The organism is Campylobacter sp. RM19072 (genome assembly GCF_024723485.1).
GTDB classification, from domain to species: Bacteria; Campylobacterota; Campylobacteria; order Campylobacterales; family Campylobacteraceae; genus Campylobacter; species Campylobacter porcelli.
In genome coordinates this window covers 1-20,013 of the sequence record NZ_JANQCU010000007.1, presented here as the reverse complement: position 1 = coordinate 20,013, position 20,013 = coordinate 1, and the positions used below count along the sequence as shown (strand labels likewise).

18 protein-coding genes are annotated in these 20,013 nt (G+C 33.8%); 11 read left to right on the top strand and 7 right to left on the bottom strand.

Translation table 11 applies throughout. The features are described from left to right. Nucleotides 1–2: 2 nt before the first annotated feature. Nucleotides 3–965, top strand: a complete 963-nt coding sequence (locus CSUIS19072_RS04810; protein ID WP_086237614.1) for a cation diffusion facilitator family transporter — start codon at nt 3–5, stop codon at nt 963–965. Here the strand turns inward: CSUIS19072_RS04810 and CSUIS19072_RS04805 are convergent. From CSUIS19072_RS04805 to CSUIS19072_RS04795, 3 genes are read right to left on the bottom strand one after another with little or no spacing between them, the layout of a single operon-like run. Next, nucleotides 962–1,555: an NUDIX hydrolase gene (locus tag CSUIS19072_RS04805; RefSeq protein ID WP_086237613.1), complete on the bottom strand. Its 594-nt coding sequence runs from the start codon at nt 1,553–1,555 to the stop codon at nt 962–964. The genes CSUIS19072_RS04810 and CSUIS19072_RS04805 overlap by 4 nt on opposite strands. Beyond that, nucleotides 1,540–2,895, bottom strand: coding sequence for a magnesium transporter (mgtE, locus tag CSUIS19072_RS04800; RefSeq protein WP_086237612.1), 1,356 nt, complete (start codon nt 2,893–2,895; stop codon nt 1,540–1,542). Before mgtE ends, CSUIS19072_RS04805 begins: the two co-directional genes overlap by 16 nt. A gap of 2 nt (nt 2,896–2,897) precedes the next feature. Then, on the bottom strand, nt 2,898–4,061 hold the full coding sequence (locus CSUIS19072_RS04795; RefSeq protein ID WP_236845300.1) for a peptidoglycan DD-metalloendopeptidase family protein: 1,164 nt from the start codon (nt 4,059–4,061) through the stop codon (nt 2,898–2,900). A 117-nt stretch (nt 4,062–4,178) separates the two neighbouring features. On the opposite strand from CSUIS19072_RS04795, the gene CSUIS19072_RS04790 reads away from it, so the two are divergent. The 3 genes from CSUIS19072_RS04790 to CSUIS19072_RS04780 are packed head-to-tail and all read left to right on the top strand — an operon-like array spanning nt 4,179 to nt 7,081. Then, entirely contained in the window at nt 4,179–4,895 is a 717-nt protein-coding gene (locus CSUIS19072_RS04790; RefSeq protein WP_086293085.1) for a plasminogen-binding N-terminal domain-containing protein, read from the top strand. Between the two features lie 9 nt (nt 4,896–4,904). Then, a complete protein-coding gene (locus CSUIS19072_RS04785) occupies nt 4,905–6,284 on the top strand; it encodes an FAD-linked oxidase C-terminal domain-containing protein (protein WP_086237609.1) in 1,380 nt (459 codons plus the stop codon). Continuing rightward, nucleotides 6,284–7,081: a YihY family inner membrane protein gene (locus CSUIS19072_RS04780; RefSeq protein ID WP_086237608.1), complete on the top strand. Its 798-nt coding sequence runs from the start codon at nt 6,284–6,286 to the stop codon at nt 7,079–7,081. Before CSUIS19072_RS04785 ends, CSUIS19072_RS04780 begins: the two co-directional genes overlap by 1 nt. Before the next feature lies 1 nt (nt 7,082). Here CSUIS19072_RS04780 and flgH read toward each other — a convergent pair whose 3' ends face one another. Beyond that, nucleotides 7,083–7,790, bottom strand: coding sequence for a flagellar basal body L-ring protein FlgH (flgH, locus tag CSUIS19072_RS04775; RefSeq protein ID WP_086237607.1), 708 nt, complete (start codon nt 7,788–7,790; stop codon nt 7,083–7,085). A gap of 71 nt (nt 7,791–7,861) precedes the next feature. Here flgH and pta point away from each other — a divergent pair, with 71 nt between their 5' ends. Genes pta through CSUIS19072_RS04760 form a run of 3 tightly spaced genes read left to right on the top strand, consistent with a single transcriptional unit; the run spans nt 7,862 to nt 11,738 of the window. Beyond that, nucleotides 7,862–9,235, top strand: a complete 1,374-nt coding sequence (pta, locus tag CSUIS19072_RS04770; RefSeq protein WP_086237606.1) for a phosphate acetyltransferase — start codon at nt 7,862–7,864, stop codon at nt 9,233–9,235. Beyond that, nucleotides 9,236–10,459 (top strand): acetate kinase, encoded by a 1,224-nt coding sequence (locus CSUIS19072_RS04765; protein ID WP_086237605.1) that lies wholly within the window; start codon nt 9,236–9,238, stop codon nt 10,457–10,459. It abuts the gene before it with no gap. After that, nucleotides 10,446–11,738 (top strand): DUF2920 family protein, encoded by a 1,293-nt coding sequence (locus CSUIS19072_RS04760; RefSeq protein WP_086237604.1) that lies wholly within the window; start codon nt 10,446–10,448, stop codon nt 11,736–11,738. Before CSUIS19072_RS04765 ends, CSUIS19072_RS04760 begins: the two co-directional genes overlap by 14 nt. 45 nt (nt 11,739–11,783) lie before the next feature. Here CSUIS19072_RS04760 and uvrB read toward each other — a convergent pair whose 3' ends face one another. Beyond that, nucleotides 11,784–13,760, bottom strand: a complete 1,977-nt coding sequence (gene uvrB, locus CSUIS19072_RS04755) for an excinuclease ABC subunit UvrB (protein ID WP_086237603.1) — start codon at nt 13,758–13,760, stop codon at nt 11,784–11,786. Between the two features lie 148 nt (nt 13,761–13,908). On the opposite strand from uvrB, the gene CSUIS19072_RS04750 reads away from it, so the two are divergent. The 4 genes from CSUIS19072_RS04750 to CSUIS19072_RS04735 are packed head-to-tail and all read left to right on the top strand — an operon-like array spanning nt 13,909 to nt 16,547. Then, nucleotides 13,909–14,142, top strand: coding sequence for a hypothetical protein (locus CSUIS19072_RS04750; RefSeq protein WP_086237602.1), 234 nt, complete (start codon nt 13,909–13,911; stop codon nt 14,140–14,142). Then, the gene (locus CSUIS19072_RS04745) at nt 14,139–14,378 is read left to right on the top strand and encodes a hypothetical protein (RefSeq protein WP_086237601.1); all 240 of its coding nucleotides are present in this window, start codon (nt 14,139–14,141) and stop codon (nt 14,376–14,378) included. The genes CSUIS19072_RS04750 and CSUIS19072_RS04745 overlap by 4 nt, the downstream gene beginning before the upstream one ends. Further along, nucleotides 14,362–14,721 (top strand): type II secretion system protein, encoded by a 360-nt coding sequence (locus CSUIS19072_RS04740; RefSeq protein WP_086237600.1) that lies wholly within the window; start codon nt 14,362–14,364, stop codon nt 14,719–14,721. The genes CSUIS19072_RS04745 and CSUIS19072_RS04740 overlap by 17 nt, the downstream gene beginning before the upstream one ends. Further along, nucleotides 14,718–16,547 carry a primosomal protein N' gene (locus CSUIS19072_RS04735; RefSeq protein WP_086293087.1) on the top strand — a complete coding sequence of 610 codons (1,830 nt, stop codon included), beginning with the start codon at nt 14,718–14,720 and terminating at the stop codon, nt 16,545–16,547. The genes CSUIS19072_RS04740 and CSUIS19072_RS04735 overlap by 4 nt, the downstream gene beginning before the upstream one ends. 82 nt (nt 16,548–16,629) lie before the next feature. On the opposite strand, the gene CSUIS19072_RS04730 is transcribed toward CSUIS19072_RS04735, so the two are convergent. Beyond that, the gene (locus CSUIS19072_RS04730) at nt 16,630–18,141 is read right to left on the bottom strand and encodes a hypothetical protein (RefSeq protein ID WP_236845369.1); all 1,512 of its coding nucleotides are present in this window, start codon (nt 18,139–18,141) and stop codon (nt 16,630–16,632) included. A gap of 118 nt (nt 18,142–18,259) precedes the next feature. Continuing rightward, complete coding sequence (locus CSUIS19072_RS04725; RefSeq protein ID WP_201790162.1) at nt 18,260–18,592, bottom strand: MGMT family protein; 333 nt, start codon at nt 18,590–18,592, stop codon at nt 18,260–18,262. Nucleotides 18,593–20,013 lie beyond the last annotated feature (1,421 nt).

Sequence of the window (20,013 nt, the reverse complement as noted above, 5' to 3'; positions counted from 1 at the left end):
ATATGATAAAGCCACCGCAAAATAAGTATAAAAAAATTAGAAATAACATAGAGCAGCCATTAACGCAAAGCCAAAAAGAGCAATTTACGCTAAAAATATCGCTATATTGTGCGGTGGTGTTAGCGATTTTTGGAATTTCGTATGGGATATACATTGGCTCAAAGGCGATTATTTTTGATGGTTTGGTGGCGTTTTTGTCTATTATTTTAATCTTACTTAGCGTAATTACATCAAAATTTATCTATAAAGAAGATGATGATATTTTCCAATATGGATATATGCGATTTGAGCCTATGGTAAATCTATTTAAAAGCTTGATTTTACTAATACTATGCGTGTATGCCATAATCAACGGCATTGAAGGCATTTTAACCGGTGGCTATGAAGTTAAATTTGACCAAGCGATGCTTTACTCATTTTTATCTATGATTTTATCTATTGGAATTTGGCTTTTTACATCATATCAAGCTAAAATCTTACAATCCCCACTAATATCTGTTGATAGCCTAGAGTGGCTTATAGATAGCGTGCTTTATATGGGTGGATTTTTAGCTTTTGGGGCGGTTTGGCTATTTGATAAGGAGAGTCAAACTATATGGGCTAGATATTTAGATCCTACGCTTTTAGTGGTATTGTCTATGATCTTAGCCATAATGCCACTAAAGGTATTTATAAAAAATTTAGCCGATTTAGCCATGGTCGCACCTAAGGATATGGATGATAAGATAGACACTCTACTACAAAATATATCAAAAAAGTATAATTTTAGCGATTATGATACGCATGTAGCAAAGAGTGGGAGATTTTTTATGATTGAGATAAATATCTTAATGGGTGAGTCATTTAAAATTCAAAGCATAGATGAGATGGATCAAATAAGAGATGAGATAGAGCAAGGATTAAATATCCCAAGTTATAAAATTTGGCTTAGCGTTAGCTTTACAAAAAACCCAAAATGGCTTTAATCAAATTTAGCCTTTTTATTCATCATCCACCAAAGTATGGAAAATTGTAGATTTGGTGCCTTTACCTTGCTTTCATCATAGATGAAATTTAATATCTGGTTTTGCTTTATAAATACTAACTCTATTTTCTCATCATCTACCCCACCGCCACTTGAGACTTTCATACTCTCATCAATTTCGCCATAAAATAGAGTTTGAGAGTTCGCTCCAAATCCAAGTGCGGTAAAACTACTAGTAACTCGCTCTATATTACTAAGGCTATATCCTGTCTCTTCTATAATCTCTTCAATCATAGTAGCTTTAGTATCTAGCCCCTTATCCATAATCCCCGCACAAAGCTCATATGTAAGGCCGTTTTTGGTTTGAATTTGATTTTTCTCTTGATAGTACCACACAGATGGGCGAAACTGCCTAACAAACAAAAATGAGTCAAACTCCCTATGATATAGCAGACAACTCACGCTATCGTGTGCCTCAACGCAATCCCAACACTTCTTCTTACCATCTTGAGTATATGAGATACTAAATGGTCTAACAAATTTAGACTCCTTTAATGGTATGATTTTTAAATCACTTATAGTAAAATCCATGTCGCTAGTCCTAAAAATACAAAAAATCCTATAATATCAGTTGCAGTAGTTAAAAACACCGTGCTACCAACAGCCGGGTCAAGTCCTATGCGCTTTAAAGTAAGGGGGATAAATGTGCCTAAAAATGCCGCCATAATGATATTTGCTACCATCGCTACTGCTATTACCACTCCAAGCATTGGCATATCAAACCAAAGTCCTACTAAAACCCCTAAAAAAATCGCAAAAATCAAAGAGTTAAAGACCGCCATTATAATCTCTTTTTTAAGCACCGTCCAAAAATCATCAATCCCAATCTCGCCAAGAGCAAGTCTTCTTACAGTAACGGCTAGCGTTTGATTTCCAGCGTTACCACCCATACTAGCTACTATTGGCATTAAAACTGCTAAGGCGACCAAACTCTCAATAGACTTTTCAAAAAATCCAATAACTATAACCCCTAAAATTGCCGTAATCAAATTCACAAACAACCAAGCAGCCCTAGCTCTACCAGTTTTGACTAGCCCCTCCTCTTCAGCTTCATCATTAACCCCAGCTAGATTGTAAATCTGCTCAGTAGCACTCTCTTTTAAAAAGTCGTGAATATCATCAGTAGTAATCCGCCCAAGCAAAATTCCAGCTCTATTTGTAACCGCAATCGCACTTAAATCATAATCCATAATAATATCAGCCACAACCTTAATATCATCACTATCAATAGCAAAATGCGGTTTAAATCTCTCCTCATCTTCAACTACAATTTGATTTAAATTTAGATTAAAATCATATGTTATAAGATCCTCAAGTGCAATTGTATGCTTTAATACCCCTTCATTATCCACAACAAATAAAGAAAAGACATTTTCAATCTTATTTTCTTGCTTCATTATACGAAACCTAGCTATAGCACTACCTAAGCTCTCATCTAACCTAGCGCTAAATAGCTCTGTTTGCATATACGCACCAGCTTCGTTATATTCATAATTTATAAGCTTACTAATCTCTTTTTGGCTATCTATCTCAAGTGAGCTAAATAGCTCTTTTGCCTTCTCTTCATCTATCTCTTCTATGGTCTGTATAAGATCAGTTGCGTCATCGCTTTCTAGCTCATCTATAGCTTCGGCTATCTTATCATTTGGGATATTTTCGATCACATCACGGAGCATATGCTCTGGCATCTCCATAGCCGCCTCGCCAAGCGTGTGAGCGTCAAGCTTTTCTAGATATTTAGCATACTCATCTTCATCGTGAGTTTTTAATATCTTTAGATGGCTTGCTATATCAGCAGCACTTAGCTCACTCTCATCTATAATATGCTTTTTAAGCTTCTCTTTAGCCTCTTCTAAATTTTTATTTGGCATTGTTATATCTCGGTTATATTTGCTATATCTTCAAGTGGAGCTTTATTAATATGATTTTCAAAACTAGCTTGAATTTGATTATCTAAACTCTCTTTTAGTTTATTAAATTCGATTTTTTGCTCTTTTTTTAGCTCGGATTTAGCTATTCTTACTACAGATTCTGGATTGATGGCGTTGCCATTTTTATATAGACCAAAATGCAAATGCGGACCAGTGCTTAAGCCTGTGCTTCCTACATAAGCAATTAGCTGACCCTTTTTAACTTTTTTGCCCTTTTTAATACCCTTTGCGTAGCCATTTACATGAGCATATAAAGTCATATATCCATTTGAGTGATCTATAGTTACGGTTTTGCCATATCCGCCCTTATTTCCAACAAAGCTTACCACCCCATCTCCAGCAGCATATATTTTTGTTCCTCTTGGCGCAGCATAATCAACACCAAGATGAGCCCTATATCGCTTTAACACTGGATGAAATCTCTTAGGATTAAATCTTGAGCTAATCCTTGCATTTGGCACTGGTCTAGTAAGCAAGAAATTTTCAATCTCCTTGCCATCAACATTATAAAATACATCATTAAATTTATATATATAATTTTGCTTACCCCTTGTCTCCACCATCGCAACCTTAATATTTGGCTCTCCAATATACTTACCCAAACGCTTTTTACGCTCATAGATAATAGCTAGTCTATCGCCTTTTTGCAAGGTTTTAAAATTCACACTTCCATTAAAAGATTTATTAAAAGCATTAGCTAAAATCTCATCATTTGTCGCTTTTTTAATCTCTTTATATGGGGAGTCTTGTATTTGCACATTTAAAATCATCTCTTCAATCTCATATACAATTGGGATAAAATCCAAAGAGTAGTGATTATTTATATCTTTAAAAATATGAATTTGTATCTCATTGCTTATTGGTAATAAAATTTGGCTAATCTCATCATTTATATCTCTTAAAATTTGAAATTTTGTCCCAGCACTAAGCTCACTAGCTAGCTCTTTATCTTCGCCTGAGAGATTATAATATATGGATAATGGGATATTGTGCCTTTCTAAAAAGGTCAAAAATGTATCACCTTGAGGCCATATCAGCTCTTCAACGCTCACATTTACTGCATTTAAATTCATAAAAGCTAAAATAGATAAGATAAATTTTTTCATCAAAAGTCCTAATAAAAAGATTAATCACACAATTATAACTCAAAATTACTTACACTTTACAAACATTTACCCAAACTAAGTATAATTAGGCAAATTTAAACACACAAGGGGTTATAATTGAAAAAAATCGCACTTTTACTAATTGCCATCTTCACTTTTAGCTTTGGGGCTAAATTTGACTTACAACCAAGCTATAATCTAATCCTAAACACAAATGAAGGCAACGCCACAATAGTTGATAATGATAGTTTTATAGTTGGCTCAAGCGGAGTTGTAACACGCAAACTAAAAGATGGTAGCAAGACCATAATAGCCCGTGCTGTAGTAACTCAAAAAAGAGATGGCTATGCGAATTTGAGATTTGAGGTATTTGACCAGCTTAAGCAACCAGCCTTACCCCTGCCTAATATTTTGCCTCAAGCTGGTGATGAAGTGATACTAAATTACATGTATAATAGATCTTTAATCATCACACCAAATAAAGAAATTTACGATCAAGTAACAAAAGCCTTTAACCACATCACATTTATCCATCCAGATATTGTAGCGGCATATCTAAGCTATGAGTATAAGCCAAATCCAAGTAGAGCTGACTTTCGCAAAATGTGTGCTTTGAATGCGGCTGGGCTGATATTTATCGCACTTGATGGGGAGGCTGTCTTTGCTGATTGTGGTAGCTTTGAGATATTACAAAGCTTCAAAACTGGCGAGATAAGCTACTATGAGGTGCCATTTTATACAAGAATAAAGGATATAGATAGTGTATTTTGGAAATTTGATGGGGCGAAAATTAGTAACTATAATAAGTATTACAATAAACTTTTAGATAGATAAAGGAATAAAATGGATACAAAACATATAAAATATTTTGAAAGCTTAATTGGCAAGGATAATGCTAAATTTGATAAGGCTCATCAGATAGCCTACTGCTATGATGCTACCAAAAAACGCTATGAGCCAGATGGGGTTTTATTTCCAAGAGATGAAAATGATGTAAGTGCGATTTTAAAATATTGTAATGAAAATAAAATAATAATTGTCCCAAGGGGGGCTGGAAGTGGATTTACAGGTGGGGCTCTAGCTAGTAGCGGTGGCGTGGTATTAAGCTTTGAAAAGCATATGAATAAAATTTTAGAAATAGATATGCAAAATATGGTAGCCGTAGTCCAACCAGGCGTAATCAATATGGATTTACAAAAAGCCGCACTAGAAGTAGGACTATTCTATCCGCCTGATCCAGCTAGTGAAAACTATAGTAGCATAGGTGGAAATGTAAGCGAAAATGCCGGCGGAATGCGTGCTGCAAAATATGGAATTACCAAAGATTATGTAATGGCTCTAAGAGCTGTATTGCCTAATGGAGAAATTATAAGAGCTGGTAAAAAAACAATCAAAGATGTCGCTGGATACAATATAGCTGGAATTTTAATAGCAAGTGAAGGGAGCTTAGCAGTAATTACAGAGATAACTCTAAAATTAATAGCTAAACCTAAATTCAAAAAAACTGCTATGGGGGTATTTCCTAGTGTAAATTCAGCCATGAATGCTGTGTATAAGACTATGGCAGCTGGTGTTACCCCTGTGGCAATGGAGTTTTTAGACTCATTAAGCATCAAAGCAGTAGAGCAAAAATTTAATAAAGGCTTACCGCTTGATGCTGGAGCGATACTAATTAGCGATGTAGATGGGGCAAATTTAGATGTGATTGATGGGGATTTAGAGATTATTAAAAACTGCTTTATACAAAATGGCGCTATAGATTTTAAAGTAGCAAAAGATGAGCAAGAGAGTACTGATATATGGTTTGCAAGACGCAACTGCTCGCAAGCCATAACAACATATGGTAGCTTAAAATTAAATGAAGATATAACAGTCCCACGCTCAAAGCTACCTGAACTCTTAGACAAAATAGCTCAAATTTCAGCCAAATATAATGTTACTACCCCGTGCTTTGGCCATACAGGCGATGGCAATGTCCATACAAATGTAATGGTGGATAAATCCGATCCCAAAGCAGTAGAAAGAGGTTATGAGGCTATTACAGAGATTTTTAAAGCTACAGTTGAGCTTGGCGGCACCCTAAGTGGCGAACACGGCATAGGCATATCTAAGGCTCCATTTATGAGCCTAGCATTTAGCGATGGCGAGATGGAGCTATTTAGATCTATCAAAAGAGCATTTGACCCCAATAATATACTAAATCCATTTAAAATGGGACTTTGATGGCTAATATCAAAGATATTGTAAAAATAGTAGCAAAGGAGTTAAGTAATAAAGAGCTATTTCACTTTGCTGCTTCTCTTAGCTTTCATACTCTTTTATCGATAATACCAATAATTTTCGTATCTCTTAGCATATTTACAACCATGCCAAGCTTTAAAGAGTATTATATTAAAATCAAAGATTTTATCTACTCAAATTTACTTCCTAGCCAAAATATAACTCAATATTTAGACCAATTCTTAAATAACTCTAGCTCACTTGGGATTATGGGCGTTGTAGCGATACTTTTTACTAGTTTGCTATTTTTTGCTGAGTATGACTACGCTATATCCACTATTTGTGATACTCAAAAGCGTAAATTTTGGCAAGGACTTAGCAACTACTGGACGCTAATTACTCTTATGCCCCTTGGTCTAGGACTATCATTTTGGCTATCTAACTCTATCCAAACTGCCCTAAAAAGCAGTGAATATACAAGCTGGATAAATTTCCTTGCTATATTTCCATATATCATTATATGGGCGATATTTGCCATCACATATATAATTAGCATTAATAGAAATTTATCTATTAAAAGCATAGCCATAAGCTCATTTATTAGCTCCCTTGCTTGGTCAGTATCTAAATGGCTATTTATAGAGTATTCATTTTATAATAAAACATACGCTAGTATATATGGCTCTTTTTCGATAATTCTATTTTTTATCCTATGGATATATATATCGTGGATAATATTTTTACATGGCATTAAGCTATGCTACGCCATAGAAAATACCAAATTTACAAAAAACCAATAGATTAAAACGGCCATATAGTCTCTAAAACTCTAGTCCCCCACGGCTTATCTGTAGCGCGTTGTAAATCACCTTCAGTGCGATATAGTATCTTAGCATCTGAGATATATTTTGATTCTATCTCATTATTTTGACTAATATCATATGGTCTAATCACACCGCTAATTTGCATTATCTGCTTTTCATTGTTTAATAATATCTCTTTACTACCTTCTATAAAGTAGTTGCCATTAGTCAAAACCTTAATAATTCTAGCTGAAACTGTAGTGGTAAAGGCCTCTACCCTAGTAGCCGTGCCACTTCCAGCATAGCTACCACTACTTCCAGCACTAAAGCCAATCCCAGCAATCTTATTAACATCATTTAGCGGACCTTGTAGTGGCGAACCAGCTGGAGTAGTAAATGTCCCCCCATTTAAAGCCGTAGCACTATTTTTAGAAGTAGAGCGATTAGATTGTGAGCTTTGGTTGGCATTTTCTTCTATGATTACTGTAACAATATCATTTACATTCATCGCTTTTCTATCTGAAAATAGCGGATTATCCCCCTTGCCAAATAGACTACCAGGATTGCCTATTCCACCACCTTGAACGCGACTTGGTAGCTCCTCTACATATGCAGGTGGCGCCATCGATATATGCGGATCAGCCCCAGTAGTACAACCAGTAAAAGCAACTACACAAAATAGTGTAAAAAAAGAACTCTTTTTCATAAATAACTCTCAATTTTATGATACAATATAGCAATAATTGCACAAAATAATACCAAAGATAGGATAAAACAATGCTAAAAGCTATTTATGTATTAAAAAGCGACTATGAAAATAGCGAATTTAAAGCCAAATTAAACGATAAATTACCTGATAGTGTTACATTTTTACCCATTAGTTTAGATAATCAAGATAATCTTAGAGTTTTTAACCCAGATGAGGCCATAAGCCTTTTAGAAAACGCCAAAGAGAATGAGCTTATAAAAGCTATAATGGCTAAATTTGATAGCATAAAAGATAAATTTATAGTAGTTGTAGGCTGCGATAACGAACTTCTTGATCTCTTAATAGCCAAAAATTTAAATGCTCCATTTTTGCTTAGTAAAAAATCTCTTTATAAAGCAAAGCTTTTGGGATTTACTTGCCTTAGCGATATTGATGAAATTCGCACAATCCAAAGCAACTACATAACTCCATTAAAATTTGAAACTCTCCTATACCAAAAAGCCGCCCAAAAGCAAAAAATAGTAGTCTTACCAGAAAGCGATGATAATAGAGTGCTTAAAGCGTGTGATGCCTTGCTAAGCAGCAACGCAGTGGCTATAATCTTGCTTGGAGATAAAGATAAAATAGATAAAAGGGCTAAAGATTTGGGGTTAAACTTAACCAAAGCAAACATTATAAACCCAGCCACAAGCGAATTTGTAGATGAATTTGCCACTACCCTTTATGAACTTCGCAAAAATAAGGGCTTAAGCTTAGATGGCGCTAAGGAGCTAATCAAAGATAGAACATACTTTGGCACAATGCTAGTTTATAAAGGATTAGCTAATGCGATGGTAAGCGGAGCAAGCACAACCACAGCCCAAACTATCCGCCCAGCCTTGCAATTTATCAAAACAAAGCCAGGAGTTTCTAGCGTAAGCGGTAGCTTTATAATGTGCGTAAATGGTCAAATTCACTTCTACGCTGATTGTGCCATAATCCCAAATCCAACCCCAAAAGACCTAGCCACAACAGCCATATCCACAGCCTTACTAGCTCGTGAGTTTGGCTTTAACCCAAAAATAGCAATGCTAAGCTACTCTACAGGTGATAGCGGAAGCGGGGTTAGCGTTGATGTTATTATAGAGGCTACAAAAATTTTAAAAGAGCTAGACCCAGGCCTTGATGTAGAAGGCCCAATCCAGTTTGATGCAGCCATAGACAAAGAAGTAGCGGCTAAAAAATTGCCAAATTCAAAGGTAGCTGGCAGTGCAAATGTATTTATCTTCCCAGATTTAAACTCAGGAAATATATGTTATAAAGCAGTCCAAAGAACTTCTAACGCACTAGCGGTGGGTCCAATTTTACAAGGATTAAATAAGCCAATTAACGATTTAAGTCGTGGCTGCTTAGTAGATGATATAATAAATACGGTATTAATTAGCGCAATTCAAGGAGATTAAGTGAAGATTTTAGTTATAAACTCTGGTAGTAGCTCTATTAAATTTAAACTATATGATATGGATAATGAAAGCGTAATGTGTAAAGGATTAATAGAGCAAATCGGCTCTGAAAATTCATATGCCAAGATAGTAACAGCTTGCGGAAAGAGCAAAGATAGCTCAAATCCCATATCAGACCACGCTCAAGGTATCGATATAATGAATGAGCTTTTATTTAATTCAGGAGTGGTTCAAAGCCTAGATGATATAGATGGCGTAGGGCATAGAGTAGTTCAAGGTGCTGATATATTCACAGATGCGGTATTAATCGATGAAAGCGTAATGCAAAAGATCAAAGAGTTAATCCCGCTTGCTCCGCTACATAATCCAGCTCACCTAGCTGGAATGAAAGAGACCTTGAAGCTAAGGCCTGATATTCCAAATGTAGCTGTATTTGACACGGTATTTCATCAAACAATGCCAAAAAGCTCATATATGTATGCCTTGCCACTTGAATTTTATGAAAAATATAAGATACGAAAATATGGATTTCACGGCACTTCTCACCACTTTGTCTCAAAGGCTGGAGCTAAAATTTTGGGGGTTGATTATGATAAATTTAGCTGTATCTCAATGCACCTTGGCAACGGAGCTAGTATAGCAGCTATAAAAAATGGCAAATGTATAGATACCACAATGGGGCTTACTCCACTTGAAGGGCTGATGATGGGAACTCGCTGCGGTAGCATAGATCCAGCTATTATGCCATTTTTGATGAAAAATGCAAATTTGAGTGGCGAAGAAGTTGATAATATAATGAATAAAAAATCTGGCCTTTTAGCAATTGGTGGCACAAACGATATGCGTGAAATCGAAAAGCGAATGGACGCAGGAGATGAGAATGCCAAACTCGCTTTTGATATGTTTATCTTAAGAGTGAAAAAATATATTGGATCATATATTGCGATTTTAGGTAGGGTTGATGCTATTATATTTACTGCTGGAATTGGCGAAAATGACGCTAGGGTAAGAGAGACTATATGTAATGGACTAGATGTATTTGGTATCAAAATTGATAAAGATAAAAATATAGAACCAAAAGATGAACCGCGAAGAATAGGAGCTACAGATACAAAAATCAAAATCATCATTGTGCCTACAGATGAAGAGCTCGCAATAGCTCAAGATACAATGAGAATTATAAATAATTTAAAGTATAAAAAGGCAATAGATGATACAGACTAAAACTTATAAAATTGATGGCGTAAATGATGCTGAGCTAGGCATAAAGCGTAAATCAAAGCTTGAGTTTAAACTCACATATGATAACAAAAAGGAGATTAGAGCCTTAATAGCTATTATACCAGGACTTGGCGAAGATGGCGATTCATACTATAGACAAAAATTAGCTCAAAGTATCGCTAGGGATCTAGACGCAGCGGTTGTAACAACAAACTATTTTGCCGTAAGAAGCAATCCCCCAGCGGCTAAATTTAGCATTGATGAGATAGATGAATTAATATTAAGAACCGTAGCCCAAAGCATTAACCGCCCTATCCCTGATGATGTAGAACTAACCAAGATGGGCTCAGATGAAATTTGGGAATATCTAAATAGCTATCTATATAATTTCATCGGTATGCAAAAGGTAACTGGCAAATTAAAGCTAAATTTTAAACTTCCGTTTCATTTAACACTAGCTCCACCAAATGATGAGTATCAAAATTTTGGTTTAATGGCTTCACTTGATGTGGTAAATGCCACCTTATACGCTCAAAGCAATCCGCCATTTAAGGTAGCAAATTTAAATGGGGGGGGGCTTGCCAAAATTTATGTAGGCTCTAGCCATGGTGGCTATATAGCTAACCTATGTGCTAAATACGCTCCATGGGCAGTAGATGCTATCCTTGATAATTGCGGTTGGAATTTAAGCACAGATATATTTGATAAAGAGAATTTTCAGCCAGGGACATTTCGCACTATTGGCTTTGGTAAAGAGATTGACTTTATGCATTATAGACGAGATAGCAGAGATAATGAAAACTTCCACCTATGCGTCTCAGATAAGACTAAATGGACCTCAAATTCGCAAAGCCCAAACTACTTTAGTCGCTCAAGATATGAGATTAGAGATCTAAATGAGCCAAGCCATCTTATAACACAAGCTAAATATCCAAAACCAATTTTTAAATGCTACCATGTAAAAGATGACGCCGTAGCTCCAGTTGGTGAAAAGATCAAATTTTATGAACAGCTTAAAAATCTTGGATTTGATGTTACGCTTGATATTATCAGTGATAAATCCAGAGTTGATGGCAAATTTATCAAAAATATAGAGCATGGTATGGGTATGAGTATGAAGCTGCTTGTAGCAAATAATTATGAGTGGATAATGGATAAAATCGCTAAAAATAAAAAGCCACCATATGAGCCAAATATCGAGTTTAAAACCAGCCAATACCTATATAAATTTAGCCAAAAAGATAATCAAGTAAGCCTAAAATGCACTAAAATCACAGATTAAATTTATAGCGACTTTATAATATCAAGGTCGCCGCTAAATTTTAAGCTAAATTTGCCTTAATTTAGCAATCTCATCACGCAAAGCGGCTGCTTTTTCAAATTCCAAATTCTTAGCCGCTTCCATCATCATAGCTCTTAGCTCTTTTACCATTTTAGCACGCTCGTTTGCTGGCATTTTTTCTAATTTTTTAGCCTTGGTATAAAGCGTTTGAGTATCATCTTCTTTTAAGCTATCTTCGATATTTCTACTAGTGCTTTTTGGGGTGATATTATTTGCTTTATTATACTCATCTTGATATTTGCGGCGAGCGGTTGTAATATCGATAGCTTCACGCATTGAGCCTGTTATTTTATTAGCAAATAGTATCACTTCTCCATTTACATTTCTAGCAGCCCTACCCATTGTTTGAATAAGGCTAGTCTTTGAGCGTAAAAACCCCTCTTTATCAGCGTCCATCACAGCTACTAAGCTAACTTCAGGTAGATCAAGCCCCTCACGAAGTAAATTTATCCCAACCAAAATATCATAATCCCCACGCCTAAGCCCCCTTATAAGCTCATTTCTCTCAACAGCGTCAATATCAGAGTGCATATACTTAATCTTTAATCCAAGCTCTAAATAGTATCTTGTTAGCTCCTCAGCCATCTTTTTAGTTAGAGTTGTAACTAGCACTCGCTCTCCACGCTCTATTACAGCCCTAGCTCTATCGTATAAAATTTCCACTTGATTATCACTACTTATTACCTCTATTTTAGGATCCAGCAGCCCTGTTGGTCTTAAAATTTGCTCATAAATATGCCCCTTAGATAGCTCTAGCTCATACTCATTTGGCGTAGCAGAGACAAAGAGAAATTTCCCCTTCTTAGCGATAAACTCATCAAATTTAAGCGGTCTATTATCCAAAGCACTAGGCAGTCTAAATCCATACTCTACTAATATCTCCTTTCTACTTCTATCCCCAGCATACATTCCACGAAATTGCGGCAGACTAACATGGCTCTCATCTACTATAACCAAATAATCCTTCCCCTTAATCTCAAAATAATCAAACATAGAATATGGCGTCTCTCCTGGTTTTTGCCCTGTTAAATATCTAGCGTAATTCTCTACACCTTTTGTGCTACCAGTGGTTGAGAGCATCTCTAGGTCAAACTCCACCCTTTGCTTTAGCCTTTGATACTCCACTACCCTACCTTGACTTTCATAAAATTTTAATCTCTCATCTAGTTCAGCTTCAATGCCCTTAATAGCTGATTTTAGCCTATTTTCCCCTACTACAAACTGACTTGTAGCATATAATATAAAGCGATTTAAATTCTTAGTTTTTTTATTATCCAAAGCGTTAAAATGGTAAATTTCCTCTATCTCATCACCAAAAAACTCAAGCCTAATCGCCTCATCGTTAAAATACGCCGGATATATATCTACCACATCGCCATTTACACGAAAATTTCCACGCTCAAAAAAGCTATCATCTCTTTTATACCCCATATCAACAAGCTTTAAAAGTAGCTCTTTTTGACCTATTTGCATACCTTGCTCTAGCGTTATTACCATACCTTTATACTCTGCTGGATTACCTAAGCCATAATTTGCCGATACACTAGCAATAACTATAGTATCATCATACTCAAGCAAATTTGCCGTAGCTGATAGCCTTAGGCGTTCTAATTCATCATTGATTGAGCTATCTTTTTCTATAAATAGATCTTGCCTTGGTATATAAGCTTCAGGCTGATAATAATCATAATAGCTAATGAAATACTCCACATGATTATGCGGGAAAAAGCCCTTAAATTCGCTATATAGCTGAGCGGCTAGAGATTTATTGTGTGTCATAATTAGCGTAGGTATATTTAGCTTTTTTATAATATTTGCCATAGTAAAGGTCTTGCCGCTACCAGTAACACCAAGAAGCGTGCTATACTTTGCTCCGCTTTTAAAAGCCTTAGTAATGCTATCAATGGCGTTTTGCTGATCTTTACTGGGTGAAAATTTACTATTTAACTCAAATTTATCCATATTATTACCTTATTTTTTCTTGATTTTACCATCTTTTTTTAAAAATTCAACCTAGCAATTAGAGACAAAATAGCCCAAATTTAGACCATATTTATAATAAATATGATAAAATTACGCAAATTTATCACTATAAAATAAGGATTTCGTAATGTTTGAGAATGAAAAGGTATTAAACACTCTAGCTTCAAAAGTTACCGAGCTAATGCTAAAATATGAAGAGGTATGCGAAGCAAATGAAAATTTAAGAAATGAATTAATAAGCGTAAAAGCACAAAATGAAGCTAAAACAAATCAAATAATGAGACTAGAAGAGGAGCTTAAAAATCAAGATTTAGCAAGCGATGATCTGCTAAAGCAAGTTGAGGCTGTGCTTGGTCGATGAGACAAATCACACTAACTGTAGCATCCAAAGATTATAATATAACCCTTGATGATGAGTTTGCTGATTATTTCGAAGCTGATATAAAGCAGCTTTTAGATGATAAACATCAGCTTGCTATCAAGGATCTACTAACTGCCTTTGTGAAAAAATGCCATGAAAATTATGAGCAAAAGAGCGAATTAAGCTCAATTCTTGGTAATATAAACAAAGCCCTTACTAATGATAAAAGCATTTAGCCTAATTGAGCTAACATTTGTAATTATTATTCTTGGCGTTTTATTAGCCATAGCGACGCCAAGACTTTCTTTTAATAAAAATGACGCAAATTTACTTAAAATCAAATCTGATTTAGCCACAATCCAAGCTAACATTCTCCACCAAAAAACCGCCTCATTACTCACTGCTAAAGTCCAAGAACCAGTGCTAAATTCAGATATTTTACTCTCTATTAATCTAGCTAAATGGAAAGTAGAAGATAAAAAACTAATATTTAATGAAGAGGTGGAATTTAGCTACGATAGTAACGCAAGCATCAAGTGTCTATCACCACAAGAGATATGCAAAAAGCTTGAGCTATGAACTACTATAAAATTGCTATAATAGGCGTAAATTTACAGCCTTTAACATATGAAAGCGAATTTGAATTAGGCGAATTTGAGATAGTAAGCGTTATATTAAGAGGCAAAAAACAGAGCGGTTGCGTTATAAACCGCACTTCTAAGCCAAATTTTAAAACTGCTAAAATAGTAGAAAGACTAGGTAGTTTTACCAACTATCAAATCACTTTAGCTAAATTTATTAGCCACTACTACACTTGCGAAATAGGCGTGGCATTTGGGTTATTTGAGCCTTTTAGCGGCTGCCAAATGGCAAAATGTAGCTTTATAAAATCACCAAATTTAAGCCCACTCCAGCAACAAGCCGCACAATTTGCTAAACAAAATCAAATTTGCCTACTCTTTGGGGATACTGGAAGCGGAAAGAGTGAAATATACATAAGCCTTATAAAAGAGTGTTTAAATAGCGGCAAGCAGGCTCTATTTTTAATGCCAGAAATCTCACTAACTCCACAAATGCAAGAGCGACTTAAGGCTTATTTTGGCAAAAGTGTAGGCATATGGCACTCCAAAATTTCTGCTAAAAACAAAAAAACTTTGCTAACTAATTTTAGTTTAGGCGATGTAAAATTAATCGCTGGAGCAAGGTCAGCACTATTTTTGCCTTTTAGCGATTTAGGCTTAATCGTAGTCGATGAAGAGCACGATGATAGCTATAAAAGTAGTGGCGACCCATACTATAACGCCAAAGATTTAGCCGTATATATCGCTAATAAAATGGGGATAAAATGCCTTTTAGGTAGTGCTACACCAAGCCTAAATAGCTATGCTAAATTCCCGCATTTTCGCCTAAAGGGGCGATTTTATAACTCGCAAAAAGAGTATATATATGACCATAGCCCAACTGGATTAAATGAGCTATTATTAAGCCATATATCTGATACTATAAATAGAAAAAAACAAGCGATAATATTCTTGCCTACAAGGGCAAATTTCAAATTTCTAACTTGTAAAAACTGCGCTCAAAGTATCCAGTGTCCATACTGCTCAATCTCTTTAAGTCTACATAAAAAAGATAAAGCCCTAAAGTGCCATTACTGCGGATTTGTCTGTGCGATACCAAGTATATGTCCATCTTGTAATAATCAAATGCTAGAATCTCGTAAAATCGGCACTAGTGAGCTTGTCTTACAGCTTAAAAGCCACTTCCCATCTGCGAATATAGCCAAATTTGATAAAGATGAGATCACCACGCAAAAAAAGCTCACAACCTTGCTAAAAAATTTTAATGAAAATAAGATTGATATAGTTGTAGGCACTCAAATGCTAAGCAAAGGCCACGACTACCACAATGTAACTCTAGCTATAATTATGGGGCTAGATGAGCATTTGGATTATAGCGATTATCAAGCAAGAAGCAAAAGCCTAGCACTAGCAATGCAAGTAGCTGGTAGGGCTGGTAGGGCTGATTATGGTAAGGTGATAATACAAGGGCTAAAGTGCGAGTTTTTCGCTGAGTATATGGATAAATTTGATAAATTTATAGATGATGAAATGGCTATTAGAGAGGGATTGTATCCGCCATTTACACGACTTTTGCGTATAAAAATAGAAGAAAAAGATGAAAATAAAGCCATAATCAAAATGGAAAAAATCCTAAAAGAGTTAAAAGAGATAAGAAATTTAGAGATAATAGGCAGTGGAAAGTGTATAATCGAGATGATAGCCTCTAAGCACAGATACCAAATACTACTTCGCTCAATCTCCCACACTCCGCTACTACAAGCTAGTCAAATAGCTAGAGTTTATGGTGCTTTGCCAGATATAGATCCGGTGAATTTTAGCTAAATTTATCTTAATCAAATTTAGCTAAAATTTTATAGATACTTGCTAATTTCATACTATGCTTTATATTAAATTCTATATTTGGCTAATTTTGCCATTTATGCTCGTTTTTTATCTTTATCGCTTCAAATATGAATTTAATATATCCGCCCTTATACCAACTTTTGTGTGCCTTTATAAGAGCATTGCCTAGTTTATAGCTTAGATGATTTTTGAAATTTGCTGCTTTTTGGTAGCTAGTTTGTAAGGCTTTAATCTCATTATCTTTTTTAGATATCTGCTCTTTGAGTAAATTTATCTGATCTTGCAAAGATGGCTCTTTTGGTTGTTGTGGCGTGGCTTTAGGCGGTTGCAAGACCAACAAGTGCTCTTTAATTTTATTTATAATTTGTGGCGTTAAAACTTTATCTATGTGTTTTGTAATATTTGGATATAGGTATCCGATATACTCATCTATAAACTCCATAGAATCTTTAAAAAATACTATATTTGGTATAAGATGAGAGCGGTCTATATCTCTATCAATCTCTATATCCTTATCGTTTGGTATAACACTTAGGTCAAATAGCTCCATATTTGGATTTGGCTTACATAAGAAAAAGGCGATTAGATCAAAATATGGTAAAGATATGCTATTTGTATGATTAGAAATTGACATACTATAAAACTCAGTGTCAGGTAATTTTTGAGAATTAAATTGTATTTGTAAATCTTTGCCAATCAGTGGCTCTGCTTGTAGCTCAAAAAATCTATTTAGCTTAGATGTAGATTTTATTATAGTATTTTTATGCGAACTTATACATATTGAACCGCATTGAAATTGCGCTTTATCAACAGGAATTTTGCTTATGCTCCCATCTTCTTCTAACATCCAACTATGGATACCTATTATCTTATAACCATCTTCATTCTCAAAATTTAAAGTAGAGTTATATTCTAATCTATATACGACTTCATCAAAAATTGAATTTTTTGGAGTAAATACTTTTAGTAATGAATTTCTATTCATATTTTTTGGAGTAATTATTTTAAAATTTGGAATATCAACTTTTAAACTTATATTAGAAACTACAAATTTATCAATATTTTTAGAAATATTGCTTCCAAGTGCTTTATTGACTACGCATAATTGATGATGCCCAAATTTATTACCAAATTCTACAAGATTATATTTCTTATAATAATCATGTAGACTAATTAAAGAAAATTTATAAAAATTGACTAAGTATTTATGCATATTATGGATTATATTGTATTTATTCTGATGAAATGATGGCAATATAATAACGCATACTGGTATTTTTAATTCATATAAACTAGCATAAAAATATTGCATATTTCTAAATATTATTTCTAAGCTCAATTGTTCCCGTTCATTTAAATGCTGATGAAGCTCATTTATATTGCTCTCAGTTACTATTAAATCTGCATTTTTTATAGCCTCTTGATTTTTTTCTCGTTTTAATTCATATAAATTCTGTAAGCATGTACTACCACCAAGGGCTAAATTTGTTACATTAGCATACTCTCTAAGACCTTTTTGTAATCCATTTACCATTACAGAATTGCTACCGCCAAGAAGCACTATATTTTTCATTTTCTAGCTTTCTAAATTCAATCTCAAAAACGGCAGTTTATCAAAAAAAAAAAAAATGAAATTATAAATTAAAACTAATATAAATATTTAAAAATAAATTTATATTGTGCTAAATCATCTAGCCCTTGGATTTTATAAATTTCTCAATGTCAAACCCATAAATATCAAGCTTAACACGATTAAATTTATCAAATTTAATATTCTCATCAACCAACAATCTCATCTGCCCTTCACTCCCACCAAATGCAAATGCCTTAGATAGCTCACCTTTGCGATTTACCACCCTATGGCAAGGATATAGCGTTGGATTAGGATTATTATGTAGCGCATTACCAACAGCTCTAGCTAGTTTTACATTACCTAAACACAACGCAATCTGAGAGTAAGTAACCACCTTGCCTTTTGGTATTAATCTTAATAAATTATAAACTTCTTGATTAAAATTTGCCACCACTTATATCCTTATTTTAAATATAAATCATTAAACCTAGCATTATTTTGCTTATAAATGGATTTTTAGTTTGGTAATTTTGGGGATATTATTAGAAATTTTGCTCTATGGCTTGGCTACTTTTAATCTTAGACACCAAACCACTTACACCTAAATATATGATAAATAAAGCACCAAAAATCGCCACTTTATTAAGCAATTTAAATTTAAACTATCAAAAATAAAAAAAACTATAAACACAAGATAAGCTAAATTTGTGCCTAGAATAGAGCAAACCAAAGTTTTAAATCCAACACTTATAGCATTTTATAACAAATATAACGACTAGTTATAGCGCCACTATAAATGCAACCGCTACAAAAATAGATTCAAATTTAAATCTAGCATTTTATTTTTGAATAAAATATTATCGTAAAAGGATAAAAAGAAAGTTAATTATATCTTGTTATACTAGCTTCAAATCACTAACACTTTGCTTTTATCTACGATCCAAATAAAGCTTGACAGCGTTAATCATTGCCTCTCATTTACCCTTGAACAAAAATAAGCTTTGCCATAGCTCATTAATATTCTCTTGTTTAAAAATTTAAATAATCAACATACCCAACCATTCATAATCTCCTTAAATATATTGATAAAAATAAAAAAATATAAATACAATAGCCAAAATCGCATCTAGCTTTTTGGAATGTCTTATGTAGATCGCTTTTATTTTGGCATTTAAAAATAAAAGAGTAACAAGAGAAAAATAAATAAAACTCCCAGCATTAAAAATTGCAATCGCTACTAGATTTATATTAAAATTTAAACTTGAAAATATGCTAACAAAAATAAAATAATGCTTTTACATTACTGATATTTATGATAAATCTAGTCAAAAATAGATTGCCAGAAATGCTAAATTCCGTAAATTCGCTTTGACTTCTTAAACTTTTTAAAATAAAATCCACCAAAAACACTTAAAATTATATGCAATATTGGAAAAGTTAAAAAATCAAATTTAAATGCCAATAGAAACTATAACCCAAATGCAAATTACTAAACTAACACCAAAAACCACCATTAAAGCATTTTTAAATTTCTCTTTAATAAATAAGTAGTTACTATAAAAATCTAATCTAAGAATTAAAAAGAATAAAAATAAATTAGTAAAATAAGTAAAACACTCAACTATCGCTCCTTAATAAAATCAATAACAATACTATCATAAACAAGATAAATTGAGAATAATTTAATAAAATTAATATCTAAACCTAAAAAGCCAGAGAAATAAAAATAATAAAAATAATAAAAATAATAAAAATAATAAAAATAATAAAAATAATAAAAATAATAAAAATAATAAAAATAATAAAAATAATAAAAATAATAAAAATAATAAAAATAATAAAAATAATAAAAATTAATATCACAACCTACAC

Coding starts and splice junctions, on each gene's coding strand:
- CSUIS19072_RS04810 (WP_086237614.1), top strand. CDS start 3: ATGATAAAGCCACCGCAAAATAAGTATAAAAAAATTAGAAATAACATA.
- CSUIS19072_RS04805 (WP_086237613.1), bottom strand. CDS start 1,555: ATGGATTTTACTATAAGTGATTTAAAAATCATACCATTAAAGGAGTCT.
- mgtE (WP_086237612.1), bottom strand. CDS start 2,895: ATGCCAAATAAAAATTTAGAAGAGGCTAAAGAGAAGCTTAAAAAGCAT.
- CSUIS19072_RS04795 (WP_236845300.1), bottom strand. CDS start 4,061: ATGAAAAAATTTATCTTATCTATTTTAGCTTTTATGAATTTAAATGCA.
- CSUIS19072_RS04785 (WP_086237609.1), top strand. CDS start 4,905: ATGGATACAAAACATATAAAATATTTTGAAAGCTTAATTGGCAAGGAT.
- CSUIS19072_RS04780 (WP_086237608.1), top strand. CDS start 6,284: ATGGCTAATATCAAAGATATTGTAAAAATAGTAGCAAAGGAGTTAAGT.
- flgH (WP_086237607.1), bottom strand. CDS start 7,790: ATGAAAAAGAGTTCTTTTTTTACACTATTTTGTGTAGTTGCTTTTACT.
- pta (WP_086237606.1), top strand. CDS start 7,862: ATGCTAAAAGCTATTTATGTATTAAAAAGCGACTATGAAAATAGCGAA.
- CSUIS19072_RS04760 (WP_086237604.1), top strand. CDS start 10,446: ATGATACAGACTAAAACTTATAAAATTGATGGCGTAAATGATGCTGAG.
- uvrB (WP_086237603.1), bottom strand. CDS start 13,760: ATGGATAAATTTGAGTTAAATAGTAAATTTTCACCCAGTAAAGATCAG.
- CSUIS19072_RS04750 (WP_086237602.1), top strand. CDS start 13,909: ATGTTTGAGAATGAAAAGGTATTAAACACTCTAGCTTCAAAAGTTACC.
- CSUIS19072_RS04745 (WP_086237601.1), top strand. CDS start 14,139: ATGAGACAAATCACACTAACTGTAGCATCCAAAGATTATAATATAACC.
- CSUIS19072_RS04740 (WP_086237600.1), top strand. CDS start 14,362: ATGATAAAAGCATTTAGCCTAATTGAGCTAACATTTGTAATTATTATT.
- CSUIS19072_RS04735 (WP_086293087.1), top strand. CDS start 14,718: ATGAACTACTATAAAATTGCTATAATAGGCGTAAATTTACAGCCTTTA.
- CSUIS19072_RS04730 (WP_236845369.1), bottom strand. CDS start 18,141: ATGAAAAATATAGTGCTTCTTGGCGGTAGCAATTCTGTAATGGTAAAT.